The organism is Streptomyces sp. NPDC026301, assembly GCF_055567935.1.
Genome location: NZ_JBVHPN010000004.1, coordinates 81692 through 105681, shown reverse-complemented (window position 1 = coordinate 105681; position 23990 = coordinate 81692). Strand labels below are relative to the sequence as shown.

Annotated in this window: 23 protein-coding genes; 9 read left to right on the top strand and 14 right to left on the bottom strand. The window is 71.4% G+C overall.

Going from position 1 to position 23990, the window contains the following annotated elements; genetic code table 11:
• Positions 1-21 precede the first annotated feature (21 nt).
• From ACZ4MH_RS08360 to ACZ4MH_RS08335, 6 genes are all read right to left on the bottom strand, one after another.
• Positions 22-1074, bottom strand: coding sequence for a class I SAM-dependent methyltransferase (locus tag ACZ4MH_RS08360; protein ID WP_351589252.1), 1053 nt, complete (start codon positions 1072-1074; stop codon positions 22-24).
• Between the two features lie 92 nt (positions 1075-1166).
• Positions 1167-2240: an NAD(P)/FAD-dependent oxidoreductase gene (locus ACZ4MH_RS08355; protein ID WP_351589254.1), complete on the bottom strand. Its 1074-nt coding sequence runs from the start codon at positions 2238-2240 to the stop codon at positions 1167-1169.
• A gap of 2 nt (positions 2241-2242) precedes the next feature.
• Complete coding sequence (locus tag ACZ4MH_RS08350) at positions 2243-2809, bottom strand: isoprenylcysteine carboxyl methyltransferase family protein (protein WP_351589071.1); 567 nt, start codon at positions 2807-2809, stop codon at positions 2243-2245.
• Positions 2781-4016 (bottom strand): beta-ketoacyl-[acyl-carrier-protein] synthase family protein, encoded by a 1236-nt coding sequence (locus ACZ4MH_RS08345; protein WP_351589074.1) that lies wholly within the window; start codon positions 4014-4016, stop codon positions 2781-2783. Before ACZ4MH_RS08345 ends, ACZ4MH_RS08350 begins: the two co-directional genes overlap by 29 nt.
• Positions 4003-4311: an acyl carrier protein gene (locus ACZ4MH_RS08340; protein ID WP_351589076.1), complete on the bottom strand. Its 309-nt coding sequence runs from the start codon at positions 4309-4311 to the stop codon at positions 4003-4005. Before ACZ4MH_RS08340 ends, ACZ4MH_RS08345 begins: the two co-directional genes overlap by 14 nt.
• A gap of 54 nt (positions 4312-4365) precedes the next feature.
• Positions 4366-5418, bottom strand: coding sequence for a type III polyketide synthase (locus tag ACZ4MH_RS08335; protein ID WP_351589079.1), 1053 nt, complete (start codon positions 5416-5418; stop codon positions 4366-4368).
• A gap of 305 nt (positions 5419-5723) precedes the next feature.
• Between ACZ4MH_RS08335 and ACZ4MH_RS08330 the strand changes: the two genes are divergently transcribed.
• From ACZ4MH_RS08330 to ACZ4MH_RS08315, 4 genes are all read left to right on the top strand, one after another.
• Positions 5724-6623, top strand: a complete 900-nt coding sequence (locus tag ACZ4MH_RS08330) for a LysR family transcriptional regulator (RefSeq protein ID WP_351589082.1) — start codon at positions 5724-5726, stop codon at positions 6621-6623.
• Between the two features lie 262 nt (positions 6624-6885).
• Complete coding sequence (locus ACZ4MH_RS08325; RefSeq protein WP_351589085.1) at positions 6886-8235, top strand: NAD(P)/FAD-dependent oxidoreductase; 1350 nt, start codon at positions 6886-6888, stop codon at positions 8233-8235.
• 29 nt (positions 8236-8264) lie between these two features.
• Positions 8265-9686 carry an MFS transporter gene (locus tag ACZ4MH_RS08320; RefSeq protein ID WP_351589088.1) on the top strand — a complete coding sequence of 474 codons (1422 nt, stop codon included), beginning with the start codon at positions 8265-8267 and terminating at the stop codon, positions 9684-9686.
• A complete protein-coding gene (locus ACZ4MH_RS08315) occupies positions 9683-10051 on the top strand; it encodes a cupin domain-containing protein (RefSeq protein ID WP_351589091.1) in 369 nt (122 codons plus the stop codon). Before ACZ4MH_RS08320 ends, ACZ4MH_RS08315 begins: the two co-directional genes overlap by 4 nt.
• A gap of 16 nt (positions 10052-10067) precedes the next feature.
• Here ACZ4MH_RS08315 and ACZ4MH_RS08310 read toward each other — a convergent pair whose 3' ends face one another.
• The gene (locus ACZ4MH_RS08310; protein WP_351589094.1) at positions 10068-10940 is read right to left on the bottom strand and encodes an ergot alkaloid biosynthesis protein; all 873 of its coding nucleotides are present in this window, start codon (positions 10938-10940) and stop codon (positions 10068-10070) included.
• Between the two features lie 146 nt (positions 10941-11086).
• Here ACZ4MH_RS08310 and ACZ4MH_RS08305 point away from each other — a divergent pair, with 146 nt between their 5' ends.
• A complete protein-coding gene (locus ACZ4MH_RS08305) occupies positions 11087-11674 on the top strand; it encodes a TetR/AcrR family transcriptional regulator (protein ID WP_351589097.1) in 588 nt (195 codons plus the stop codon).
• Positions 11675-11689: 15 nt separating this feature from the next.
• Here the strand turns inward: ACZ4MH_RS08305 and ACZ4MH_RS08300 are convergent, their stop codons facing one another.
• The 3 genes from ACZ4MH_RS08300 to ACZ4MH_RS08290 all read right to left on the bottom strand — a co-directional run bounded on the left by ACZ4MH_RS08300 (position 11690) and on the right by ACZ4MH_RS08290 (position 15198).
• On the bottom strand, positions 11690-13687 hold the full coding sequence (locus ACZ4MH_RS08300) for an APC family permease (RefSeq protein ID WP_351589100.1): 1998 nt from the start codon (positions 13685-13687) through the stop codon (positions 11690-11692).
• Between the two features lie 116 nt (positions 13688-13803).
• A complete protein-coding gene (locus ACZ4MH_RS08295) occupies positions 13804-14304 on the bottom strand; it encodes a VOC family protein (RefSeq protein WP_351589103.1) in 501 nt (166 codons plus the stop codon).
• Positions 14305-14586: 282 nt separating this feature from the next.
• Positions 14587-15198 carry a GlcG/HbpS family heme-binding protein gene (locus tag ACZ4MH_RS08290; RefSeq protein WP_351589106.1) on the bottom strand — a complete coding sequence of 204 codons (612 nt, stop codon included), beginning with the start codon at positions 15196-15198 and terminating at the stop codon, positions 14587-14589.
• Positions 15199-15552: 354 nt separating this feature from the next.
• On the opposite strand from ACZ4MH_RS08290, the gene ACZ4MH_RS08285 reads away from it, so the two are divergent.
• Complete coding sequence (locus ACZ4MH_RS08285; RefSeq protein ID WP_351589257.1) at positions 15553-16791, top strand: sensor histidine kinase; 1239 nt, start codon at positions 15553-15555, stop codon at positions 16789-16791.
• Positions 16792-16865: 74 nt separating this feature from the next.
• Complete coding sequence (locus ACZ4MH_RS08280; RefSeq protein WP_351589260.1) at positions 16866-17495, top strand: response regulator transcription factor; 630 nt, start codon at positions 16866-16868, stop codon at positions 17493-17495.
• Positions 17496-17607: 112 nt separating this feature from the next.
• On the opposite strand, the gene ACZ4MH_RS08275 is transcribed toward ACZ4MH_RS08280, so the two are convergent.
• Entirely contained in the window at positions 17608-18552 is a 945-nt protein-coding gene (locus tag ACZ4MH_RS08275) for an amidohydrolase family protein (RefSeq protein ID WP_351589109.1), read from the bottom strand.
• A 59-nt stretch (positions 18553-18611) separates the two neighbouring features.
• Here ACZ4MH_RS08275 and ACZ4MH_RS08270 point away from each other — a divergent pair, with 59 nt between their 5' ends.
• Positions 18612-19139 (top strand): transcriptional regulator, SarA/Rot family, encoded by a 528-nt coding sequence (locus ACZ4MH_RS08270; protein WP_351589111.1) that lies wholly within the window; start codon positions 18612-18614, stop codon positions 19137-19139.
• A gap of 423 nt (positions 19140-19562) precedes the next feature.
• Here the strand turns inward: ACZ4MH_RS08270 and ACZ4MH_RS08265 are convergent, their stop codons facing one another.
• The gene (locus tag ACZ4MH_RS08265) at positions 19563-20141 is read right to left on the bottom strand and encodes a TetR/AcrR family transcriptional regulator (RefSeq protein WP_351589114.1); all 579 of its coding nucleotides are present in this window, start codon (positions 20139-20141) and stop codon (positions 19563-19565) included.
• Between the two features lie 15 nt (positions 20142-20156).
• Positions 20157-21584 (bottom strand): amidase, encoded by a 1428-nt coding sequence (locus ACZ4MH_RS08260; RefSeq protein ID WP_351589117.1) that lies wholly within the window; start codon positions 21582-21584, stop codon positions 20157-20159.
• A 430-nt stretch (positions 21585-22014) separates the two neighbouring features.
• Here ACZ4MH_RS08260 and ACZ4MH_RS08255 point away from each other — a divergent pair, with 430 nt between their 5' ends.
• Positions 22015-22923: an MBL fold metallo-hydrolase gene (locus ACZ4MH_RS08255; RefSeq protein ID WP_351589123.1), complete on the top strand. Its 909-nt coding sequence runs from the start codon at positions 22015-22017 to the stop codon at positions 22921-22923.
• Between the two features lie 52 nt (positions 22924-22975).
• On the opposite strand, the gene ACZ4MH_RS08250 is transcribed toward ACZ4MH_RS08255, so the two are convergent.
• Positions 22976-23761 (bottom strand): terpene synthase family protein, encoded by a 786-nt coding sequence (locus ACZ4MH_RS08250; RefSeq protein ID WP_351589126.1) that lies wholly within the window; start codon positions 23759-23761, stop codon positions 22976-22978.
• Between the last annotated feature and the right edge of the window lie 229 nt (positions 23762-23990).

Here is a 23990-nt window from a genome sequence, read left to right as displayed (position 1 = left end):
GCGACCGGTGGAGAGCTGCCGTCAGGTGGCGGTGGCCGCGTAGAGGGACTGCGCCGGGATGCGGCGCAGCGGGGTCCGCCGCGGCGGGGTGAAGCCGGCGTCGCGCAGCCACTCGGTGAGCTGTCCGGGGCTGTACAGGGACGCGCCCGAGGTGAGGTGGAAGAGCAGGCCCAGGCAGCTCGCCGCGGCGTCGGGGCGGTGCGGCCGGCTGTGCGGCCGGCCGGAGTCGCTGAAGAGGTCGAGGACGGCGATGACGCCGCCCGGCCGCAGCGCCGCGTGGATCCGGCGGAACAGAGCGGTGATCTCGTCCGGCTGGAGATGGTGGATGAGGTTCAGGCAGAGCGCCACGTCGTAGTCGGAGCCGAAGTCGGCGCTGCGGGCGTCGCCTTCCCGGTGCTCGACCAGGTGGCCGTAGCCCGCCGTGCGGATGATGTCCCTGCCGACGGCCGCGCTGCCCGGGAGATCGACCACGGTGGCACGCAGCCCGGGGTGCCGGCGGCACAGCTGCGCCGCGAACCAGCCGTGCCCGCCGCCGACATCCAGTACCCGGCGGGCGCCGTCGGGCACGGGGAGCGCCGCCGCCAGCTCCGGTGCGCTGAACCGCGCCAGCTCGTACTGGCCCATGATGTACTCGCGCCAGTACGGGTCGTCCGCCGCCGCGGTGTGATGGTCGACGACGGTGCCGCCGCGGGCCACGTCCGGCAGGCTCGCCCACCAGCGCCAGTAGTCCTGGTGGCCGGCGACGAAATGGGCGACGGACCTGGGCGACGCCGACAGGAGCCAGCGGCGGGCCCGTCCGGTCGGTACGTAGCGGCCCCGGCGCCTGCGCAGGTAGCCGAGCGCCTGGATGCCGTCCAGCAGCAGCCGGGTGGAGTCGGCACGCAAGGAGAGCCGGGACGCCAGCTCTTCGGCCGTGGCGGGCCGTCGGGCGAGTTCTTCGAACAGGCCCAGCCGTACGCCGGCGATGAGCGCGCCCGACAGCGCCATGCCGGCCAGCGACTCGAAGGCGGGCACGGGGGCGAGGCGCGTGCGCAGCGCGACGCGTTCCCGCAACGTCTCGCCACGGACGACCATGCGCACGGGCGAACCTCCCTCTCATCGGGCCGGTTGGCCAACTCTCATCGGGCCATTCGTTTCGACCCTCATCAGGCCAGTCGTTTCGGCCCTCATCGGGCCAGTTGATCGACGGTCCGCCGGAAGACGCCGGGCGCGGCGGCGCAGCAGGGCAGCAACAGGCCGCGCACGGGGGCGGTGGCGGTCGCCACGACCAGTCCCCGGGTGAGCAGCCGGTACTGCCGGGTGAGTCGGCGCCAGCGCTGCTCGTAGCCGCCGGGCGCCCCTGCCAGCAGGGCGTCGACGGCGGCCCGCGCCTGGGCGACGGCCAGGCTGACACCCTCGCCGGTCAGCGCGTCCTCGTAGCCCGCGGCATCGCCGACCAACAGGACCCGTCCCTGCACGCGCCGTTGCGGACGCTGCCGCAGCGGTCCCGCACCGCGTACCGCAGAAGCCGCCGGGGCTCCGGCGAGCCGCTCGGCCAGCTGCGGGAAGCCTCGCAGCAGCGCCGTGTAGGTGTCGGGGGCCTCCGGTCCGTACGCGGGCGGTGTCCTCCCCCGCCGGTACAGCACGGCGACGCCGACCTCGTCCGGCCCGACGGGCGTCACGTACGCCTCCGCGTGCCGCCCCCAGGTCACCTCGACGGCGTCGGTCCACGGGGCGAGCCGCCAGTGCCGGCGCAGTCCGAAGCGCGCGGGTGCGCCGCGCCGGACGGGGATGCCCAGGTGGCGCCGGACGGGCGAGTGCAGGCCGTCGGCCGCGATCAGCCACCGCGCCCGCACGCCCGCGGCCGTGACGCCGGAGGCGTCCTGCGCGACATGGGTGACGCGGGCGGTGCTCCACTGCGCACCGGCCTCCTTGGCGGCCCGCGCCAACGCGGTGTGCAATTCGGTGCGCCGTACTCCCAGACCGGGCCCCGCGCTGAAGGACGCCCGGACGCGCCGGCCGGCGAGGTCGGCGTACTCGATACCGGTGAATGCCATGCCGACGGGGCGTACTCCCAGCTCCGCGAGCCCGCGCACGCCGCCCGGCATGATTCCCTCGCCGCACGCCTTGTCCACCGGGGCGGTGCGCGGCTCACACACGAGTACGGAGAACCCGGCGCGCGCCGCGTACACAGCGCTGGCCAGACCCGCCGGTCCGCCCCCGGCGACCAGTACATCCGTGTCGTATCCGGTACCGGGCACGCTCACGAGGCCGGTTCCAGCGCCGCGTTCTCCACCCGCAGCCGGACGGCCAGCACGACGGCGTTGGCGACCGTGAACAGCAGCGCGGTGAGCCAGGCCGTGTGCACGAGCGGCAGCGCGATCCCCTCCAGCGTCACCACGAGGTAGTTGGGGTGCCGCAGCCGGCGGTACGGGCCACGCGCCACCAGCGGCAGCCCGGGCACGACGATCACCCGGGTGTTCCAGCGCGGGCCGAGGGAGCGCACGCACCACCAGCGCACCACCTGCGTGGCCACCACGACGCCGAGCGCCGGCCAGCCGACCGCCGGGACGAACGGGCGGTGGGCGAAGGCGACCTCCGCCCACATGCCGATCAGCAGTCCGGTGTGCACGGCGACCATCGCCGGATAGTGCCCGCTGCCGTACTCGACGCCGCCCCGCTCCCGTGCCCAGCGGGTGTGACGTACCGACACCAGCAGCTCCGCCAGCCGTTCTAGGGCAATAGCCAGCAGCAGCACGGTGAACCAGACCGGCACGGACGGGAACGCCGCGAGGCCCGTGTCAGGCCGTGGTGAAGACCAGAACGGCATTCTGCCCTCCAAAGCCGAAGGATGAGGTCAGCGCGGCGTCCATCGGCACCGGGCGGGGACGCCCCGCCACCACGTCCAGGTCCAGATCCGGATCGCGACGGAGGTGGTTCCCGGTCGGCGGCACCGTCTGCTCCTGCAAAGCCAGCACCGTGGCCGCCGCTTCGATCGCTCCGGAGGCCCCCAGGACGTGGCCGGTGACGCTCTTGGTCGCGGTGACGGGCGGCGGCTCGCCGAAGACCCGCCGCAGTACCGCCGTCTCGACGGCGTCCCCCACCACGGTCGCCGTGCCGTGCGCGTTCACGTGGTGGACGTCGCCCGGAGCGCAGCCGGCGTCGGCGAGCGCGCTGCGTACCGCCTGTTCGGCTCCGCGCCCCTCCGGATGCGGGGCCGTCGCGTGGTGGGCGTCCGCGGACGCGCCGTAGCCGCGCAGCAGGGCCCGGACCGGGGCGCATCGCGCACGGGCGTGCGCACCGGACTCCAGTACCAGGACGGCGGCGCCCTCGCCGAGTACGAACCCGTCGCGCGCGGCGTCGAACGGCCTGCAGGACGGCTCGCCGCGGCCGGGCCCGTCCGTACCGCCTCGCGAGAGCACCCCCAGCTGCCCGAAGCCCGCGACGGCCATGGGCGCCAGGCCCGACTCGGTCCCGCCGGTGAGTACCACGTCGCAGGTTCCCGAGCGCACCAGATCGCGCGCGACGCCGATCGCGGTCGCTCCCGAGGCGCAGGCGCTGCTGGTGACGAAGTTGGGCCCGCGGCAGCCGAGGTGGATCGCCACCTCTCCGGCGGCCATGTTGGGGACGCTGCGGGGCAGGGCGTACGGGGAGATCTTCGTGGGCCGGCCCGCCGCCAGGCGGCCGAACTCGGGTGCGTAGCGCTCCAGGCTGTTGCTGCCCACACCGAGGACCACGCCCACCCTCTCGGGCGCCCATCCGCCCGGGTCGAGCTTGGCGTCCAGTACCGCCTGCTGTGCCGCGGACAGGCCGAGTTGGGTGAAGCGGTCCAGCCGCCTGCTCAGCCGGCCGCCCAGCTCCCGTTCGGGGTCGAAGCCGTCGGCGCGGCAGGAGAAGGTGTGCCGGAGGGCGGCGAGCGCGGGGTCGGGCCGTGCCGTCGACCGTCCGGCGCACAGCGTCCGCCAGAACTCTCCGGCGCCCGTTCCCGCGGCGGTCACCAGCCCCAGACCGGTTACCGCGACGTCATCCGCGCGCATGGGGAACACCTGCGTCGGCCCCGCCCGGGCCGTCGGCGGCCGTCACGCTGAGCGTTTCGAGGACGCGGGCCGCCTCGGCGAGTGTCGTGTCGCGGTCCACCCCGGGCAGGTCGGACGGCAGGTCGAGGCCGGTGTCGTTCTCGATCGCCACGATCAGCTCGACCAGGGCGAGCGAATCGATGTCCAGTTCCCGGAAGGTCCGCTCGGGCAGCAGCTCCTCGGGCGGCAGCGCGGTCAGTTCGGCGATGTGGGCCACCAGGCGTTCTTGCAGATCCGGACCTGATACGGACGACATGGACAACTCCTCTGCATGATGTGCGTGATGTATGCAATGAGCCCTGCAGGGACGTCACCAGCGCAGCAGCACCAGCTCACTGGCGAACCCCGGGCCCATCGCGGTGAGCAGGCCCCAGCTCCCGGCCGGCGGCGGCGCCGCCATCGTGCTGCGCAGGACGTCGAGTACGGAGGCGGAGGAGAGGTTGCCGCGGCGGGCCAGCGAGTCGCGGGTGTGCGCCAGCGCATCGGGCGGCAGACCGAACGCGCGCTCCACGGCCTGGATGACCTTCGGCCCGCCCGGATGGCAGATCCAGCTGGTAATGGACTCCGGCGTCAGCCGGTAATCCCCGAGGAAGTCATGCACATCCTTGGGCAGTTGGTCCTCCGCGACCGTGGCCACGTCCGGCGACAGCACGATGCCGAAACCGTGGGCGCCGATGCGCCACCCCATCACGTCCTCGCTGTCCGGGTAGAGACAGCTGCGGGTCGCCACGACCTGGGGTCCCCCTCGGCCCTCCGCCCGTCGCTCGCCCACCGCCACCACCGCCGCGGCCCCGTCACCGAACAGGCTCAGCGCCACCAGGTTGGCCGTCGACGCGTCGGTCCGCTGCACGGTCAGGGAACACAGCTCCACGGAGAGCAGCACGGCCACCTGGTCCGGGAAGGCGCGCAAGTAGTCGTGCATCCGGGCCACGCCCGCCGCGCCGGCCGCGCAGCCCAGACCGAACAGCGGAATCCGTTTGACGTCCTCGCGCAGCCCCAGCCGCTGTACGAGCCGCGCCTCCAGGGAAGGAACGGCGAGGCCGGTCACCGTGGTACTGACCACCACATCGACTTCCTCCGGGAGGATGCCGGCGGTCTCCAAGGCCCCGCGCAACGCCCGCTCGCCGAGGTCCAGGGCGGCCGTCCGCCAGGCCTCGTTGGCCGCGGTGAAGCCGTCCAGCTTGCGGTACTCCTCCAGCGGCAGCGCCATGTGCCGGGTGCGGACGCCCGCGTTCGCGGAGATCTTCTCGAGCACCTGCCGCGCCGGCCGGTCGTGCCCCAAGCACGCCTCGGCGAAGGCCGAGGTGATCTCCTCCTGCCGGTAGCGGTACGGCGGCGTGACCACCTCCGCCGCAAGGACCACCGGCCCGGCCGGGACGGAGCCGGGCCGACGCGACCTCGTGGGAACAGAGCCGGAAGGTGGGCGCATGACCTGGCCTCTGCTGTCGGTGACTGCGGCGCACTCACCCTAAGCCATACAAAAACCACATTTCTTGGCAATTCGCCGTGTCACGCGCTTAGTGCTTTTATCGGGCGGGGTGGTGTCCTGGTCCGGCTGCGCCAAGGCAGCTGTTTTCACGCGGCGCTGATCAACGGGTGTTCCGGTGGCGCCCGCCACGATGCAGAGTGGGCCTGCCATCCGGGCGAGTCCGGTGAGAGTGAGGGGCGATGGACGCGAACGTCACGGTGCGGGACCTGCGCGCGGTGCTCGAAGTGGCGGAGCGCGGGAGCTTCGCGCGCGCGGCCGACGCGCTGTGGGTGTCGCGCGCGACCATGAGCGAACAGATCAGGGGCATCGAGCGCGGCCTCGGAGTACGGCTGTTCGACCGCACCACGCGCAGCGTCAGGCTGACCCCGGCCGGACGGGTCTTCATCGACCACGCCGCGCGGCTGCTGGCGGACCTGTCCGGCATGGAGGAGGCGGTACGCGAGGCCGGCGAGCAGCCGCGGGGCACGGTGCGGCTGGGCCTGCCGGCCGGGGTGGTCACCCAGCGGATCTGGCACGTGCTCTCGGCGTTCCGGCGTTCCTACCCCGCGATCGAGCTGATCTTCGCGGAGACGACGATCCAGGACCTGATCCACGCGGTGCAGAAGGGCGAGCTCGATCTGTCGGTGGCGGCGTGGCCCGCGGAGCGGACCCCCACCGGGGTGAGCACGGCCGAGCTGGCGCTGAGCCACACCGGGGTCGCCGTGGCCCCCGATCATGAGCTCGCCAAGCTGCCGAGCGTGCCCGCCGAGGAGCTCGCCGACGTGCCGCTGGTGACGTTCGTGCACGGCTTCGCGCTCCGCACCATCGCGGAGGACTTCTGCCGACGAGCTGGGCTCGACCCGCTGGTCGCCATGCAGAGCTCGGTGGACGAGACGGTCTCGGGGCTGGTCCGGGCCAAGGTCGGGTACTCGATCCTGACGCACGAGCGCGCGGCCCAGGACGGGCTGACACTGCTGCCGACCGACATCCCCTGCCCGGACCGCGTCCTCGGCCTCGCCTGGGCACAGCACGGGACGCTCGCGCCCGCGGCGGTACGGCTGCGCGAGCGCATCATCGACGGGTTCCGCGTCACTTCGTAACTGTTCGGTTGGGCCGAACAGTGCGTTCGGCTGATCGCTCTTGATGAACGAGTGTGCTGGGCCACACACTCGTTGCCACCACCAAGGGCCCGGTTTTCTTGCGGCGGTCGATCCCGTCACTCACCGGGCGGCGAGCCCATTCGGCATACGCGCGGCAGCGGCCCGCCAAGGGCCCCGCGTATGTCATTCCCGAAAGGCCCAGTCGATGACCCATGTGCGTTTTCACCAGAGTGCCGCGGATTACGGGACGCTCTCGATGTGGATGGACGAAATTTCCCACGACCTCTCCCCCCGGCCGGAGTTGCGGGGTGATGTGGAGGTAGACGTCGCCATTGTGGGCGCCGGTTTCAGCGGCCTGTGGACCGCCTTTTACCTCCAGCAGGCCGACCCCTCCCTCCGTATAGCCGTACTGGAGGCGGAGACCGCCGGTTACGGCGGGTCGGGGCGCAACGGCGGCTGGTGTTCCGCGATATTCCCGACCTCCTGGGGAAGGCTCGCGGCCGGCCACGGCCCGGATGCCGTACACCGTCTGCAACAGGCGATGAACGCGACGGTCGACGAGATCGGCCACGTCTCCACGACCGAGCCACTGGACTGCGATTTCACCAAGGGCGGCTATGTGGCCCTGGCCCGTAACCGCGCCCAACTGCTCAGGGCACACGCCGAAATCGCCGAGGCGCGTCGCTGGGGTTTCGACGACGAGCAGCTGCGGTTTCTCGACGCCTCGGAGGCACGCGCGCTCGCCCCGGCGACGAACGTCCTCGGCGCGACCTTCACCCCGCACTGTGCCGTCATCGATCCCGCGAAGCTGACGCGCAACCTGGCGCGGGTGGTCGAGGACAAGGGGGTCAGGATCTACGAACGGACCGCGGTCACCCGTATCGAGCCCGGCCGCGCGGTCACCCCGTACGGCACCGTCCGCGCCCGCCACGTCGTCCGGTCGACCGAGGCGTACACGGGCAGCCTCCAGGGCCACCGGCGCACCGTCGCACCGGTCTACGCACTGGCCGTGGCCACCGAGCCGCTGCCCGAACCGGTACTGGCCGAGCTCGGCATGGACACCCGGCCGGCCTTCAACGACCTGCGGCACATCCGCATCTGGGGCCAGCGCACCGCTTCGGGGCGCGTCGTCTTCGGCGGGCGGGGAGCTCCGTACCATCTCGGGTCCGCAGTGCGCCCCGGGTTCGACCGGCACGATGGCATCCACGCCGGGCTGCGGCACACCTTGCTGGAGCTGTTCCCGCAGCTCAACGGCGTGCAGTTCACCCACCGTTGGGGCGGCCCGGTGGCCATCCCCCGCGACTGGCACCCGTCGGTCGGGCTGGACCGGGCGACCGGTCTGGCGTGGACCGGCCCGTACGTCGGGGACGGTGTCGCCACGGCCAATCTGGCGGCGCGCATCCTGCGCGATCTGATCCTGGAGCGCGACACCGAGCTGACGAAGCTGCTCATCGCCAATCACCGCTCCCCGCGGTGGGAGCCGGAACCGCTGCGGTGGTTCGGCATCAACGCCGGCCTGCGGGTCATGAACAGCGCGGACCGGAGCGAGGCCCGGAAGGAGCGCCCCTCCCAGCGCGCCCGCCTGTTCAGCAAGCTCATCGGCGGCCACTGAGAACCACCACGGAAAGGTGCGGAAAAACCATGGAACTGACGGCCATCGATGACGCCCCCACCACACGTTTCCACAGAAAACTCACCGTGTCGTGCAGTGGCGGTCCACTTCTCGACGGATACCTGCTCACCATCATCGGAGTCGCCCTCACCGGTGTCACGAAACAGCTTTCGCTGACCGATGTCACCGCCGGACTGGTCGGTGTCGCCGCGCTGGTGGGGATGTTCTTCGGCGGGCTCGTCATCGGCCCGCTGTGCAATGCCCTGGGACGCCGCCTGCTCTATCTGGCCAACCTGGTCGTCCTCCTCGTCGCCTCGCTCGCGAGTGCATTGGCCACCGAGGCATGGCAATTGATCGCCCTGCGTTTCGTCATCGGCATGGCCGTGGGCGCGGACTATCCGATCGCCACGTCACTCATGGCCGAATGGCTGCCCCGGCGGGCGCGCGGACGGATGATGGGCACGCTGATCGTGGGATGGTTCGTCGGCGCCATGCTGTCGTACCTCATCGGCTATCTGCTCGTCGAAACCGTCGGCGACTCGGCATGGCGCTGGATGCAGGTCAGTTGTGCACTGCTGACCCTGATCGTCCTGCTGCTCCGCCTGGGCACTCCCGAATCGCCACGCTGGCTGGCGTCGAAAGGCCGGCTCGCGGAAGCACAGGAACTGGTGGAGAAAGTCCTGTCGGTAAAGGTGGCCGACGCGGACATACGACGGGCCGCGCAAGCACCGACGCACCCGCAGGCACGCGCGCGATTCCGCGGTACGTACCTCCGGAGAATCCTCTACTGCACCGGCTTCTACACCTGCAACATCATCCCGCTGTGGGCGATGTACATCTTCGGCCCCACCATCCTGAAGTCGCTGGGCTTCGGGTCGGGGAACGACAGCAATCTCGGCTCGCTGCTGCTGAGCGTGTTCTTCCTGGCGGGGTGCTTTCCTGCCATGTGGCTGATCGAGCGCGTCGGCCGCCGGCCGAGCAACATCTGGTCGTTCGCGCTGTCGGCCATTCCCTTTCTCGTACTGGCCATTTGGCCGGACGCGTCACCGGCCGCCGTACTGCTGTGCTTCGCCGCCTACGCGATCCTGCAGGGCCCGCCGGGAATCCTCCAGTGGATCTACCCGAACGAGGTCTTCCCGACCTCCATCCGGGCCTCCGCCGTCGGCCACGCCGTGGCGTGGAGCCGCATCGGAGCCGCGGTCGGTACGTACCTCATCCCGCTCTCCCTGTCCCACATCGGCCCGCGCTTCACGATGCTCATCGGCGCCGTCGTCCTCCTGATCGGCTGGCTGATCAGCGTGCTCTGGGCCGAGGAAACCCGCGGCAAGAGCCTGGAGGAGGCCGCAGCCCCCACCGAAACAAGCACCGCCCCGCTCACCGACACGGACACTGGCACCGGCACCGGCACCGGCACTGGCACCGTCCGCACCACCGACAGGAGCACGACATGAACGCCCGTCCCCCTCACGAGAGCTGGTCCCTCCCCGACACCTTCCCGGACCCGCACGACTTGCAGGACTGGGGCCTCCGCCCGGGAGCCGACCGGGGCGCGCCCCAGCAGCACGGCCTGCGGCTCGTCGGTACCGAACGCGCTCTTCCCGAAGCGGGCCTGTGGCAGTGCACCCCCGGGAGCTGGCCCCTGCGGGACATCCCGTACACCGAGTTCGTCCACATGCTGCACGGGCACAGCCTGATCACGGACGCGGACGGCCGCACCACCGAACTGCGCCCCGGGGACGTACTCGTACTGCCACGCGGCTGGTCCGGCCGGTGGGAGGTCGTCGAGACCACCAGAAAGCTCTACTTCCGCAGCTGACCGCGGCTCATCGCGGCTAACTGCGGCTAACCGCGGAGGCGATGAGGACCTGCCCGGCATGTTCCGCGAAGGAGCGCGGGCGGTGGCCGGTGACGTGCTCGACGGCGTCCGTGGTCCTGTCTTCGGCACCCTCGGCGATCAGGGTGTCCATGCGCGCGAGCATCGTCGCGAAGTCCTCGGGCACTTCCCGCAGGTACCGCGCGATCATCTGCTCCTCGGTCACGGACTCGTGGCGCACGCGGCGGCCGGTGACCTCCGAGAGCACGGCGGCGACCTCGTCGTAGCTGAGGGCCTGCGGTCCGGTGAGGACCCAGTCGGTGTTGTGGGGTACGGGGTCGGTCAGCGCGTGGGCGGCGACGGCGGCGATGTCGTCGGCGTCGACGAACGCCACCCGCCCCTGCCCCGTGGCCGTCGTGATGCGGCCTTCGGCGCGGATGCTGTCGGCGTGTTGGTGACGGCCGGTGAAGTTCTGCATGAACCACGACGGGCGCAGCACGGCCCACTCCTCGAAAAGGTCCGGCAGCGCCTGGTGGACGACCCCTGTAGCGGGCCCGCCGGCGGGAATCCGGGAGGAGCTGAGCAGGACCGCCCGCCGTACTCCTGCGCGGCGGGCGCGGTCGAGGAAGGGCAGCATCACGGCGGCGGGGTCGGCCGCCCCGACGGGCGGCACGAGGTAGACGGCCCGCACTCCTTCCAGTACCGCGTCGTGGGTGGAGCGGTCGAACCAGTCGAAGGCCGCCGGCTCGGCACCGGCGACGGGCGCCGCCTTGCGACCGGCGGCCTTGACCGGGTGTCCGTCCCGTACCAGCCGGGCCGTGAGGCGCGTGCCGGTGTTCCCGGTCGCGCCGGTGACCAGGTAGTACGGGTAGTACGTGCCATGAGGGGCCATGCCGCTCTCCTTCATCTGCTTCGTCGGCGCAGGGGTCCTGGACGCTGGCGCGCGCGGCAGGCCGCTACGATACGGACCGGCGGTCCGCTTTTAACGATACGGACCGGCGGTCCGTTTAACAAGGAGAGGGCAAGGAGAGATCACCGATGCCGGAACCAAGGCAGCGCGCCGACGCCGTACGCAGCCGCGAAGCCGTACTGGACGCCGCCGAGGCCCTGTTCGCCCGCTCAGGTGCCGAAGGTGTGAGCATGAACGCCGTCGCAGCGGCCGCGGGCGTCGGCAAGGGCACCGTCTTCCGCGCCTTCACCGACCGCACCGGCCTCCTCCAGGCCCTCGCCGAACGTCGCTCCGCCCCGCTGCGCCAGGCCATCACCGAAGGCCCCGCTCCGTTGGGTCCCACGGCTCCCCCGCACGAGCGCGTCCCGGCGGTACTCGACGCCCTGGCCCACTTCAAGCTCGACAACCGCGGCCTCTACCTGGCACTGGAGGAGGCCGGCACGGCCAGCCCCTACCGCAGCCCGAGCTACACCTGGTGGCACACGGTCCTGCGCGAAAGCCTGGAGCAGCTGACCGCCCCCGACGACGCCGCGTTCCTCGCGCACGCACTGCTGTCCGCCGTCCGCGCCGACCTGATCACCCACCTGACCGAGACGGAACACCGCACACCGCACGACATCCGGGCCCGCCTGGCCGCCCACGTCCAGGCAGTACTGCCCGCGGCCCAACGCCCTTAGGGCGCAGCTTTCGTCTCAGCCGACGTGCACGCGCGGCCGGCGCTTCGGGTCGGGTTCCGCGCGGCGGAGGACCTCGCGGGTGACCGGGGCGACCTCGCCCTCGCCGAAGACGAGGAAGCGCAGCAGGTGACCGACCGGGTGGCCCTCGGTCCAGGTGAAGTAGGCGTGCGGGATCCGCCCGGTACGGTCGCGCAGCTCCATCAGTACGGCGGCGATCGTGTTGGGCACCACGGGGCCCTCCACCCGCAGCCTCCGTACGCCGTACGCCTCCTCCCCGTGCACGGCCAGGTCGGCGGTGAAGTCGGAGGAGTCCTGTACGAAGACTTCCAGGAAGAGGACGGGCCGGCCGCCGGGGATGTGGGTCTCCTCGCGCTGGCTGTACTCCTTGGTGCGGTACTCCGCCGCGCTGCGTTCGTCCGGATCATTGGCGATCACGCGCAGCGGGCCCGAGCGGGCGGCCTCGTCGATCAGCCGGGCGGCGGCTTCGTCGAAGGTGACGTCCACGGCGCGCAGTTCGAAGGCGCGGTGGAGGCGGGAGGCGAAGGAGGTGAGCAGGATGCCGATGATGAAGAGCGAGGCGATCTTGATGCCGTCGGGGCGTTCGACGACGTTGGTGACCAGCGTGTAGGCCATGACGGCGGTGATGGCCGCGAAACCGTACATCGCATACCGGTGACCGGTGTGCCGCGCCGCGACGGCGGAGGCGAAGGACGCCGAGAGCATCAGCACCAGCACGCCGGTGGCGTACGCGCCGCTCTGGTCGTCCACGCTGGCGTTGAACCACACGGTGATGAAGACCGCGATCGCCAGGAAGACCAGCACCAGCGGGCGCACGGCGCGCGTCCACTCCGGGGCCATGCCGTACCGGGGCAGATAGCGCGGTACGAGGTTGAGCAGCCCGGCCAGCGCGGAGGCGCCGGCGAACCAGAGGATGGCGATGGTCGAGACGTCGTACACCGTGCCGAACACCTCACCCAGGCGTTCATGGGCGAGGTAGGCGAGCGCCCGGCCGTTGGCCGAGCCGCCGCTCTCGAACTCCTTCTGCGGGATCAGGATGGTCGTCGCGAGGCTGGAGAGCAGCAGGAAGCAGCTCATGATCACGGCGGCGACCGTCAGCAGCTTCCGCGTGTCGCGGATGCGGCCGACGGGCTTCTCGTACGTGTCGCCGGCATCGCCGCGGACCTGCGGCATCACCGCGACACCGGTCTCGAACCCGGACATGCCCAGTGCCAGTTTGGGGAAGACCAGCAGCGCCACGCCGATCATGCCGAGCGGTGAGGAATGGCCGGCGGCCAGCGCGTCCGTCCAGTCGCCGATCTTCGCCGGGTGGCTGAGGACCTGCCAGGCGGAGGCGGCGATGACGACGAGGTTGAGGGTGAGGTAGCAGCCGACGAGGACGACGGCGACGCCGATCGCCTCACGGAAGCCCTTGAGGAAGACCGCGGCCAGCGCGGCGATCAGGACGAGGGTGATCCAGATGTTCTCGCCGCGCAGCCAGTGCGGGGCGAACGGGTTCTCCACGGCGTGCGCCGAGGCGTCCGCCGCCGACAGCGTGATCGTGATCATGAAGTCGGTGGCCGCGAAACCCAGGAGTACCAGGACGAAGAGCTTCCCCGCCCACCAGGGCAGCAGCCGCTCCAGCATCGCGATCGAGCCCTCGCCGTGCGGGCTCTCCTTGGCGACCCGGCGGTACACCGGCAGCGCCCCGAGCAACGTGAGCGCGATCAGGACCAGGGTCGCCAGCGGCGAGAGCAGCCCGGCCGCCAGCGCGGCGATGCCGGGCTGATAGCCGAGGGTGGAGAAGTAGTCCACACCGGTCAGGCACATCACCCGCCACCACCGGTGGCCCTTGTGCTCGGCGGGCGGGGTGCCGTGGGGGCCCGGGTGGCGTGCGGTCTGCTCACTCAGCCCTTCGAGCAGCCAGGCCCGCCAGCGGCGCCGGCGGGCGGCCTCCTGCTGCGGCCGGAGGTGGGACTGGGGCTGTGGCTGGTGCTCGGCCTCAGTGCCGGTCATTGGTGCGCTCTTCCTGTCGGGGGCCGGCGGAAAACGACGTTCGACATGCGGGTATCCCGCTCATCGTCTCTCGCACGGCCCCCGGGAACCCGAAAGGATCGCCGCGAGGCGGCTCGCTAGGGGCGGACGTAGGGCCGGGTCAGGATCTCCATGTTGTGGCCGTCGGGGTCGGCGAAGTACGCGCCACGACCGCCGAACAATCCGTTGGTCCGGCCCGGTTCCGTATGGCTGGGGTCGGCGTGGTAGGTCACCCCGACCGCCTCCAGGCGGGCGATCATGGCGTCGAACTGCGCGTCGGGCACGAGGAAGGCGTAGTGCTGCGACTGGATCGGCTCGTCCCGCTTCTCGTAGTAGTCGAGCGTCACGCCGTTGCCCAGGTCGACGGGCAGGAACGGCCCGAACGGAGCACCGACCTCCAGCCCGAGGATCCCAGCGAGGAACTCGGCCGACAGCTGCCGGTCGCTGGCGTAGACGACGGTGTGGTTGAGCTGGATGGTGGTCTGGTCGGTGGTCTGGTCGGTGGTCTGGTCGGTGGTCTGGTCGCTGGCCGTCGGCGGCTCGGATTCGCGGGAGGGCGAGTGGGAGTGGGAGGGTGAGTTCTGCTGGTTGTACGGCATGGGTGAGGAGTCTCCGGGTCTTGGGGCCACTGGGGTGGGGCGCCACGTGCGGGCGCCGGGAGAAGACGCGGAGAGAGGGGCGGGGCTCTTGCCCGCCACGCGCTCACGCCAAAGCCGGGCGCGTCACTCGTACTTGGCCCACGGCCGACCCGGCAGTCACCCGAGGGACTTTAGTGCGCATCGCCCGGCCGGGACAACGCGTTTTCTCCGCCGCCGACCGGCCATCGAAGGCCGCCCCGTCACAGGACCGCGCTACCCAGTGGCCGCTCCCCCGCGGGAGGATTACCCGCCGAGCTTCCCGAGCTCGGTGACGCCGGCCCGGGCGAACTTCTCGTCCAGGTCGCCGGACGGGGCACCGGCGACACCGATACCGGCGACCGGCGCGCCCTTGGCGCTGACCGGGGCGCCACCCGCGAGGAACAGGGTGCCGGGGATGTCCTTCAGCGTCGGGGCCTTCTCCAGGCGCTTGACCAGCTCGGAGGTCGGGGCGTTCCAGGAGACGGCGGTGTACGCCTTCTTCACGGCCGACTCGTAGGACTGCGGGCCCGCGCCGTCGCCGCGCAGCTCGACGATGGTGTTGCCGTTGCGGTCCACGACGGCGACGGAGACGCGCTGGTTCTCCTTCTTCGCGGCGTCGAGGACGGCCTCGGCGGCGTCGGTGGCGGCCGCGACGGTCAGATGGGTCGACTGCATGAGCTTGTCGGTCGACGTGGCGTTGTCACTCTGCGCGCCGGCCTTGACGGCCGCCGGGGCCGCCGAGGAGGCGCTCGCCGACCAGGCGCCGACACCGCCGAGGACGAGGGCGGCGGCGAGGGCACCGCCGCTGATGACGCGGACGCGCTTCGAGACCTGCTTGACGTCGTGATCGTTCATGCCGTGCTTGACGTGCTTCATGGGTGCCAACTCCTAAGATTCTCGGGGCCGGTTCCGGGGCCGGGACCGGTGCCGGTGCCGGTACGTGTCCGTGCTGTCCGGCTCTGAGATCCATCCTGGGGCGGCATCCCCCTGCTCCCCGTCGTCGTACCGGCTGCATACGGCGCGCGGGACGGTGGACATCGGGGTCAACCGATCGGATGACCCCGCCCCTGCCCACCCGGCGGACAATGGGAATGTTCCGCCAGCTCAGTGGGATGGACAGCGGGATGGACAGCTTGGTCCGGCCGGTCAGGAAGGCGGTACACAGTGCACGCAGGTGGGCAGTCGCAGCCCCGCGACGACGATCCTGACGCCCGCCGGCTGGCGACCGTCATGCACGTGACCTTCTTTCTGCTGCTCGGGGCGTCCATGGCCCGGTTCATCCAGCGGCACGGCGGCGAGGCGCCCGCGCCCTGGGTGATCGCGCCCTGGGTGATCGCGCTGGCGGTGGTACTGGCCGCGCTGTATGTGGCGGGGCTTTACGTGACCGGGCTGTACGTGACCGGGCCCGGCCGGGGCGCCCCGGCCATCCCCCAGCTGCCGCCCGGCGCCCGGGCGCCATGGCCGCCGGCCCGCCGCCTGGTGTGGCTGGGCGCGGTCGTCGTGGTGTGGGCGGTACTGGTCGACCTCGCCCCGAGCTTCGCCTGGGTCGCGGTCCCCCTGTTCTACGCGGCGCTGCGCACCCTGCCGCCGCTGGCCGCGTACGTCCTGGTCGCCGTTCTCACCGTCTTCGTGATCATCGCGCAGCTCACCCTGGCTCGCCGCTTCGACCTGGACCTGGTGATCGGCCCGGCCGCCGTCGCCACCTTCGCGACCGCGATCTTCATGTACATGCAGCGGCAGGCGGCCCGGCAGCGCGTCCTGATCGACGACCTGGTCCGCACCCGCCGCGAACTGGCCGCCACCGAACGCCGCGAAGGCACCCTCGCCGAACGCCAGCGCCTGTCCATGGAGATCCACGACTCCCTCGCCCAGGGCCTGTCCAGCCAGCGGATGCTGCTCCAGGCCGCCGAGCGCACCTGGGACGCCGACCCGCCCAAGGCCCGCGGCCACGTCCGTACCGCCGCGTCGATCGCCGAGCACAACCTCGCCGAAGCCCGCCGCTTCGTCCACGACCTGGCCCCCGCCGACCTCTCCGAAGGCGGCCTCCCTGAAGCCCTGCGCGCCCTTGCCGGCCGCGAGAGCCACGATCGCCTCGCGGTCCGCGTCCACATCGACGACCCCACCGGTACCCCGCTGCCCGACCTGGTGCAGTCGGCGCTGCTCCGTATCGCACAGGGCGCCCTGGCCAACGTACGCGAACACTCCGGCGCGACCACCGCAGCGCTCACCCTCACCACCCTCGACGACCAGGTCGTCCTGGACGTCGCCGACGACGGCCGCGGCTTCGACCCGGCGGTGCTACCCGACGCGCCCACCGGAGTACGCGGCCACGGCATCCCGGCGATCCGCGCCCGGGTCCAGCAGCTCGGCGGCACCCTCACCGTCGAGTCGGCCCCCGGCGAAGGCGCCGTACTGACCGCCGCGATTCCTCTGGAGCGGCCCTCGCTTTCCCTGGAGCAGCCACAGTGACGACGCCCCCGCCTCCACCCCCGACCCCCACCACGCCGACCGCGCCCACGGCCCCGGAACGGCCCCCCGTACGCATCCTCCTCTGCGATGACCACGTGGTCGTACGGGCCGGCCTCCTGGCCCTGCTGGACAGCGCCCCGGACATCGAGGTCGTCGGGGAGGCGGGCACCGGCGAGGAGGTACTCGCCCTCGCCGCGAAGCTCCACCCCGATGTCGTCCTCATGGACCTTCAGCTCGGCGCCGGCATCGACGGCGTGGAAACCACCCGCCGCCTCACCGCCACGGGTCAATCCCCCCAGTCTCCCCAGCCCCCTCATGTACTGGTCCTGACCACGTACGACACGGACGCGGACATCACCCGCGCCATCGAGGCGGGCGCGACCGGTTACCTCCTCAAGGCCGAACGCCCCGAGGAACTCTTCGCCGCGATCCACGCCGCGGCCCAGGGCCGCACGACGCTCTCGCCCCCGGTCGCCAGCCGCGTGATGGCCAACATGCGCACACCCCGCCCCACCCTCACCGACCGCGAACGGGACATCCTCACCCAGCTCGCCCAGGGCCTGGGCAACCGCGACATCGCCAAGGCCCTGTTCATCAGCGAGGCAACGGTGAAAACCCACCTGGGCCGCATCTACGGCAAACTCGGCGTGGACACCCGGGCCGGAGCGGTGGCAGTAGCGAAGGAACAGCGCCTGCTGCCATGACCCGAGGACGGCTGCGTCCAACCCTGGGATCTATCGCAGGAGTTACGGACAGAGTCGCGGCCCGCGGCGGTTTCGCAGTGCCCTGCCGGTGGGGTCAGTAGGGTCCGTGGGGTCAGCGGGCGAGGCGGGGGAAGAGGATCTCGGCGTTCTTGCGGTTGATGGCGTCGGCCTGGCCCGGGGCGTAGTCGGGGTAGGTCTCCAGGTAGTGGTTGTAGTAGCTCCCGGCCTCCTGCGGGGCGAAGGGCCAGTCACTGCCGTAGAGGACGTGGCCGGGTTCGGCGAAGGCGAGGAGGGCGGGTAGGGCGCTGGGACTGGCGGACAGGGCGGTGTCGAAGTAGAACCGCTTCAGGTCGCGCAGGATGTCCTCGGCCTTGCGCTCGCGGTCGACGACGGTGGAGGTCAGGCCGGTGAAGCGGTACGCGGCGTAGGGGAGGAAGCCGCCGCCGTGGGAGAGGATCACCCGCACGTTCGGGTAGCGGTTCATGACGCCGTTCAGTACCAGGTTGAGGGCGCTGCGAGTGGTGTCGAAGACGTAGTCGGCGAGCGGGGCTGGGGTGCCCGGGAGCAGGTCCATCGGGGGCTGTGCGGGGTGGATAAAGACGTTTGCGCCTCGGCGGTCGAGCTCGGCCCACAGCGGTTCGAAGTCGGGATCGCCGAGGTAGCGGCCGCGGGCGTTGGACATCAGTACGACGCCGTCGGCGTGCAGGTTGTCCAGCGCGTGGACGGCCTCCGCCACGGCGGCGTCGGCATCGGGCAGCGGGATGCTGGCGAAATGGCCGAAGCGGTCGGGGTGGTCCTTGACGACCTCGGCGCCGTACTCGTTCACGGCACGGGCGAGATCCCGGGCCTGCACGTCGTCGCCGAGATGGACGCCGGGAGCGGTGACGGACAGAACGCCGGTGGCGATGCCCTGCTCGTCCATCATCGCGATGGCGCTCTTCGGGCTCCAGTCCGGGATGGCCCAGCCGCCGGAGTCGAGGCCCTGTGCGGCGAGGATCTTGGCCCAAACCGGCGGAACGATGTGCTGGTGGACGTCGATGCGAGCGGCGAAAGACATATTGCTTCGCTCCCTAATGCTTAGCTTGCTAACAACATTCGTTTAGTAAGCTAACAGTCATGCGAGATGCAGGCAAACCCGAGACCGGCAACGCCCCCGACCTGCCCGTGGAGCCCGGCGTCGAAGATCTGGCCCAGGCCGCCGACCGGCTCTTCTACGCGATGCGACGCTCGCGGTCCGCCACCGTCGGCCAGTCCGCCGCCGGCCTGTCCATGGCGCAGCTGGCCCTGCTCGCCCCCCTGGCCGAGGACGCCGACGGTGAGGGCCTGCCCGTCGGCCGCCTGGCCGCTCGAGCCGAGGTCAGCGTGCCCACGGCCACCCGCATGCTCAAGCAACTGGAGGGCAAAAGCGTGGTCACCAGACGCCGCTCACCGCACGACGAGCGCCAGGTCCTCATCCGCCTCACCCAGGAAGGCGCCGAACACCTCGCAGTCATGCAGGCCCAGCTGCGCGCACGCCAGTACGCGGCCCTGTCGCAGTTCACTCCGCAGGAGCGGCACGTACTCGCCGCACAGCTGCACCGCCTCGCCGGCATCATCAGCGAGACCACTCCCAGGGCAGCCGGACCAGCGGCGGACGAGGGCTGAGCATCCAGGCGACGAACCCCGCCGACCTGGCCCCCAAAGCCGAGCACCCCAGGCCCCCCTCCACGCCGCACAATGTTTCGAACGGCCGAGAGGCGCTGTTGTTTCTGAGCGATGGATCGGCCTGCTGCGCCCGGGCCTACGCCTAGGCCTGCGCCTGGAGAACGCCACGGGCACGGGTACGGGTGGCGGTACGGGCGGCGCCTGAGGGAATCCGGCCGTATCCCGAGGTGCTGCTGACGGCGCGCCTGGAGACGACCGCACCGTATCCCTGGCACCCGGTCATCTGCCGGGAGTTCGCGCCGATGCCCGACGACGACCCGGTGTGGGACGAGGTGGAGTCCGAGGTCGCCCGCGGCGCCCTGGGGAGCCCGCCCGCTCGGCCCGGCTCGCCTAGCCGCTTGGCCGCCGGGCCGCCGGAAATCGTCAGCCCGCTTCGTCGGTCGGGAAGCGGGTGAGAACGGTACGGGCGAGTCCTTGGGCGTACTCGGCGTCCAGCAGCCCCGGGCGGAAGAGGATGCGGTACATCATCGGCGCCACCAGATGGTCGAGGACCGTGTCCACGTCGGGCGCCGGCTCGCCCCGCTCGGCGGCACGGTCGAGGAGCACGGCGACCTGCTCGACGGCGTATGCCGAGCACTGCCCGGCGTTACCGCCCTCCCGGTCACCGGCCAGCGCGTCCTGAATGTAGGCGCGGCCGGCCGCCGAGGACATCTCCTCCAGCCACTCCGCCGCCCAGGTCTCCAGGTCCGTGGCCAGGCTGCCGCGGTCGGCGGGCGGCCCGTCCGGGCGCAACCGCTCCACCGCCACATCGGACAGCAGTTCCTGCAGGTCCCCCCAGCGCCGGTAGATCGTCGAGGGGGTGACCTCGGCACGCGCCGCGATCAGCGGCACCGTCAGCGCCGCACGCCCCACCTCGGCTTCCAGCTCGCGCACGGCCCGGTGCACCGACTCCTGAACGCGTGCGCTCCGCCCGCCCGGGCGGCTCCTCGGCTTTGCTCCCATTCTCCTAGGTTAACGCTACTTCTTTGCTACAAGGTGGGCGTCCACCGCTGCCCGCGGCGCAGGCCCGCATTCCTTCTCGTACGCACCCGCCGCGCCCAGCAGCGCGGCCTCGCCGTACGGCCGCCCGATCAACTGCATACCGATCGGCAATCCGTGCAGGTCGAGTCCCACCGGCAGCGACAGTGCCGGCAGCCCGGTGATGTTCGCGGGCGCGCAGAGCCGTACGTACGCGTCGGCCACCGCCTCCGCCGTCCCGTCCGGCCAGACGAACGCCTCCTGCCCGGCCTGCGCGGCGGTCGCCGGTACGGTCGGCGCCGCGATCAGGTCCACCTGCCCCAACAGCCCCTCCCATTCCCGCCGCATCAGCGTGCGGGCCCGCTGGGCACGTATGTGGTCGACCGCGGGCAGCAGCGCCCCCGCTTCCAGCAACACCCGTACGTCGTCCCCGTACAGCTCGGGCGCCCGGCCCAACTGTTCGGCGTGGTACGCGGTCGCCTCGGGCACCATCAGCCCCCACTGGACCGCCTGGACGTAGCGGTGCAGCGGGATCTTCACGTCCACCAGATGGGCCCCGAGGTCGGCCATGCGGTCCAGGGCGGCCCGCACGGCGGCTTCCACCTGCGGGTCGACGCGGTCGAAGAAGTAGTCGCTGGGGACGCCCACGCGGACACCGTCCAGCCCGCCGCCTACGCCTCGCGGTATCCCGTACCCGTCCCCTCCGAATCCGTACCCGTGCCCGTGTCCGTGTCCGTCCGGGCCGCGCTCGGCGATCGCGTCCAGTACCAACCCGGCGTCCCGCACCGTACGCGTGATCGGGCCGACGTGGTCCAGCGACCAGGACAGCGCCGCCACCCCTTCCCGCGGCACCAATCCGTACGTCGGCTTCAGACCGACCGCTCCGGTCAGCGCGGCGGGCACCCGGATCGAGCCGCCCGTGTCCGTCCCCAGCGCGAACGTCGCCGACCCGGCCGCCACCGCGGCCGCCGATCCGCCGCTGGAACCTCCCGGCACCCGGTCCGGCGCCCACGGATTGCGGGTCTGCGGCGTCGTCAGGCCGTAGGCGAACTCGTGCGTGTGCGCCTTGCCCAGCAGCACCGCGCCCGCCCGCTTCAGCCGCGCGGCGACGGCGGCATCCCGGTCCGGTACCCGGCCGGCGCGGACGGCCGAACCGGACGCGGTCACCACGCCCGCGGTGTCGATGAGGTCCTTGAGTGCCATGGGTATGCCGTGCAGCGGGCCGCGGCGCCGCCCCGCGGCTATCTCCCGCTCCGCAGCGCCGGCCTGCTCGCGTGCCGAGTCCGCCGTGACCGCCGCGTAGGCGTTCACGAGCGGCTCGGTCGCCTCGATGCGCGCCAGGACGGATTCGGTCAGGTCCACCGGGGACAGGTGGCCTCCGCCGATCGCGTCGGCCGCCTCGGCGAGGGAGAGCTCGTAGGGCTGCACGGCCGTCACCGCTCGTCGGCGCGGTAGGAGGGGGCGGGCGGGACGTCCGCCAGGTCGAGCTCCCGGAGGCGGCTGACCACGCTCAGGATGTGGTCGGCGGTGGCGGCCACGACCGGATGCCGGTCACCGCGCAGCGGAACCCCGGCGCGCTCGGCCGCCGCCGCGGCGCTCTGCGGAGTATGACCAGGAAGGGGAGGGAGGGGAGAGGGGGGAGGGAGCGGAGGAACGTGCGTCAGGGCCATGGCTGATCCGCATCTTTCGTGAGTGGTCATGAGTGCTCGTGAGTGTGGTCGTGAGTCCGACGGTAGGCCGCCATCCACCACTAACGCAAACTATTTGCTTTAATGGCCTGCCTCTTCTACCATTAACGCAATGCCTGTGCTTTAAGGTTCCCGGCTCCCACACTCGCCTCTCGCCCTCAAGGACCCTCATGGCTGCCCCCGCTCCCACCCCCACCCCTACTCCCGCCACTTGGACCATCGGCGACATCACCGTCCACCGCATCGACGAGACCGAACTCCCGCCGGAGACCGGCCCCTGGCTGCTCCCCGACGCCACCCCGGACGTGGTCGCCGCAGCCCCCTGGCTACGCCCTGATTTCGCCCGTCCCGACAACGGCCTGCGCCTCGCCAGCCACTCCTTCGCCGTGCGCGCGGGTGGACGGCGCATCCTCGTCGACACCGGCATCGGTAACGGCAAGGACCGCGCCAACCCCGCCTGGAATCACCTCCGTACGGACTACCTCGCCCGCCTCGAACAGGCAGGTTTCCCACCCGAGTCCATCGACCTGGTCGTCCTCACCCACCTGCACACCGATCACGTCGGCTGGAACACCCGTTACCGCGACGGTGCATGGGTCCCCACCTTTCCCCACGCGCGTTATCTGGTCGCGCGCGACGAGTGGGCGTACTGGTCAGCCGCCGAACTGGACGCCCCGAGGCAGCAGATGTTCCGCGATTCCGTCCACCCGGTGCACGAGCACGGCCTGCTCGACCCGATCGACGTCCCCGCCGCGGGCGCGGAGATCGCCCCCGGCGTGACCCTCGTACCCACTCCTGGACACACCCCCGGCCAGGTCGCCGTCCGGCTGACCGACGCCGGACAGTCGGCACTGATCACCGGCGACTGCATCCACCACCCCGTCCAGCTCAGCCGCCCCGACCTGAGCAGCTGCGTCGACATCGACCCGGCCCGCGCCGCGGCCACCCGCCACGACCTGCTCGCATCCCTCGCCGGCACCGACACACTCGTCCTCGGCAGCCACTTCCCCCCGCCCACCGCCGGCCTCGTCCGCCCCGACACCTCCGGCTACCGCCTCGTCCCGATACCCGGGCAGTAACCGACGCCGAGCCCGAGCCCGCTCCACGCCACCCTCCTGACAGCTCAGCGCCTTAGGAGTGGACCGTTGGGCGGCGCACCGTGGCGACGCGAGTGGCGGCCACGCGCTGACCACCGTGCTCGTCGCCGTGGTACCGGGTGGTTCGCTGGTGGTAATAGACGTTGCCACTGATCAGGTGGCCAAGTTCGGTGACGTAGCGGGAGATGTCCGCTCGCCCGGCCAGAGGCCCTTCGGCGATCCGCCGGCGGGCCGCGACGAAAGCGTCCTCCACCTCACCGATCAACTCCGCGAGCCTGTCGATGGCCTGCTGCAGCGCACGACCCTCCCGTACGACGAAGATCCACACCGCATTCATGACCTCCCTGGCGTCGTACTCCTTGGGGAAGGAGTACAGGTCGTTCACCAGGACCATGTGATCGATCGTCAGGTCACGTACCAGTGCGAGGTCTTCGCTCTCGTCGAGCTTCCGGCCGAGGTCGAGGCCGAGCGCGAACTCCGTCTGGATGGTCGCCCAGTATCCGAAGAGGTTGGTCCGGCGCCCCTGCATGTACGTCGCGAAGTCCGGCAAGCTGCCGTCCTTGCGCTCTTCGGCCTCCTGGACCGCGCTGTGCAGGATGTCCCGGTAGGCGTCCCGGTAGCGACGAGCAACGGCCGGTGTCATCTGCGGGATGGCCAACGCCATCGCGTCGCCCAGCATCCGCCCGGCCGGGAAGTCATCTCCGGCCTGCTCCCCGTCGACCACGCGGAGGTACCGGTCCCGCAAGCGGGCGGCGGCCCGCACACTCTCCTGGACGCCCGGACGACTGAAGGCATCGTCGACGATGCCGGAGGGAATCATCAGGTTCGGAAGCGTGAAGGCACGGTCTTCCTTCGTATGCGGATAACACACAGGCCCATAGAGGCATGCGCTGGCGGATATAGCGCTCTGCGAGCGTCGCTTTCCCGAAGTAGGCGGTCAGATACGGCCGGACCCACTCACCGCACTGTTCCTCGATCCGCTCGCTGTCCGCGTGACACTCCACGGGCAACACCGAGGGAAGCTCCGGCACGAAGAACTCCGTGCCAGG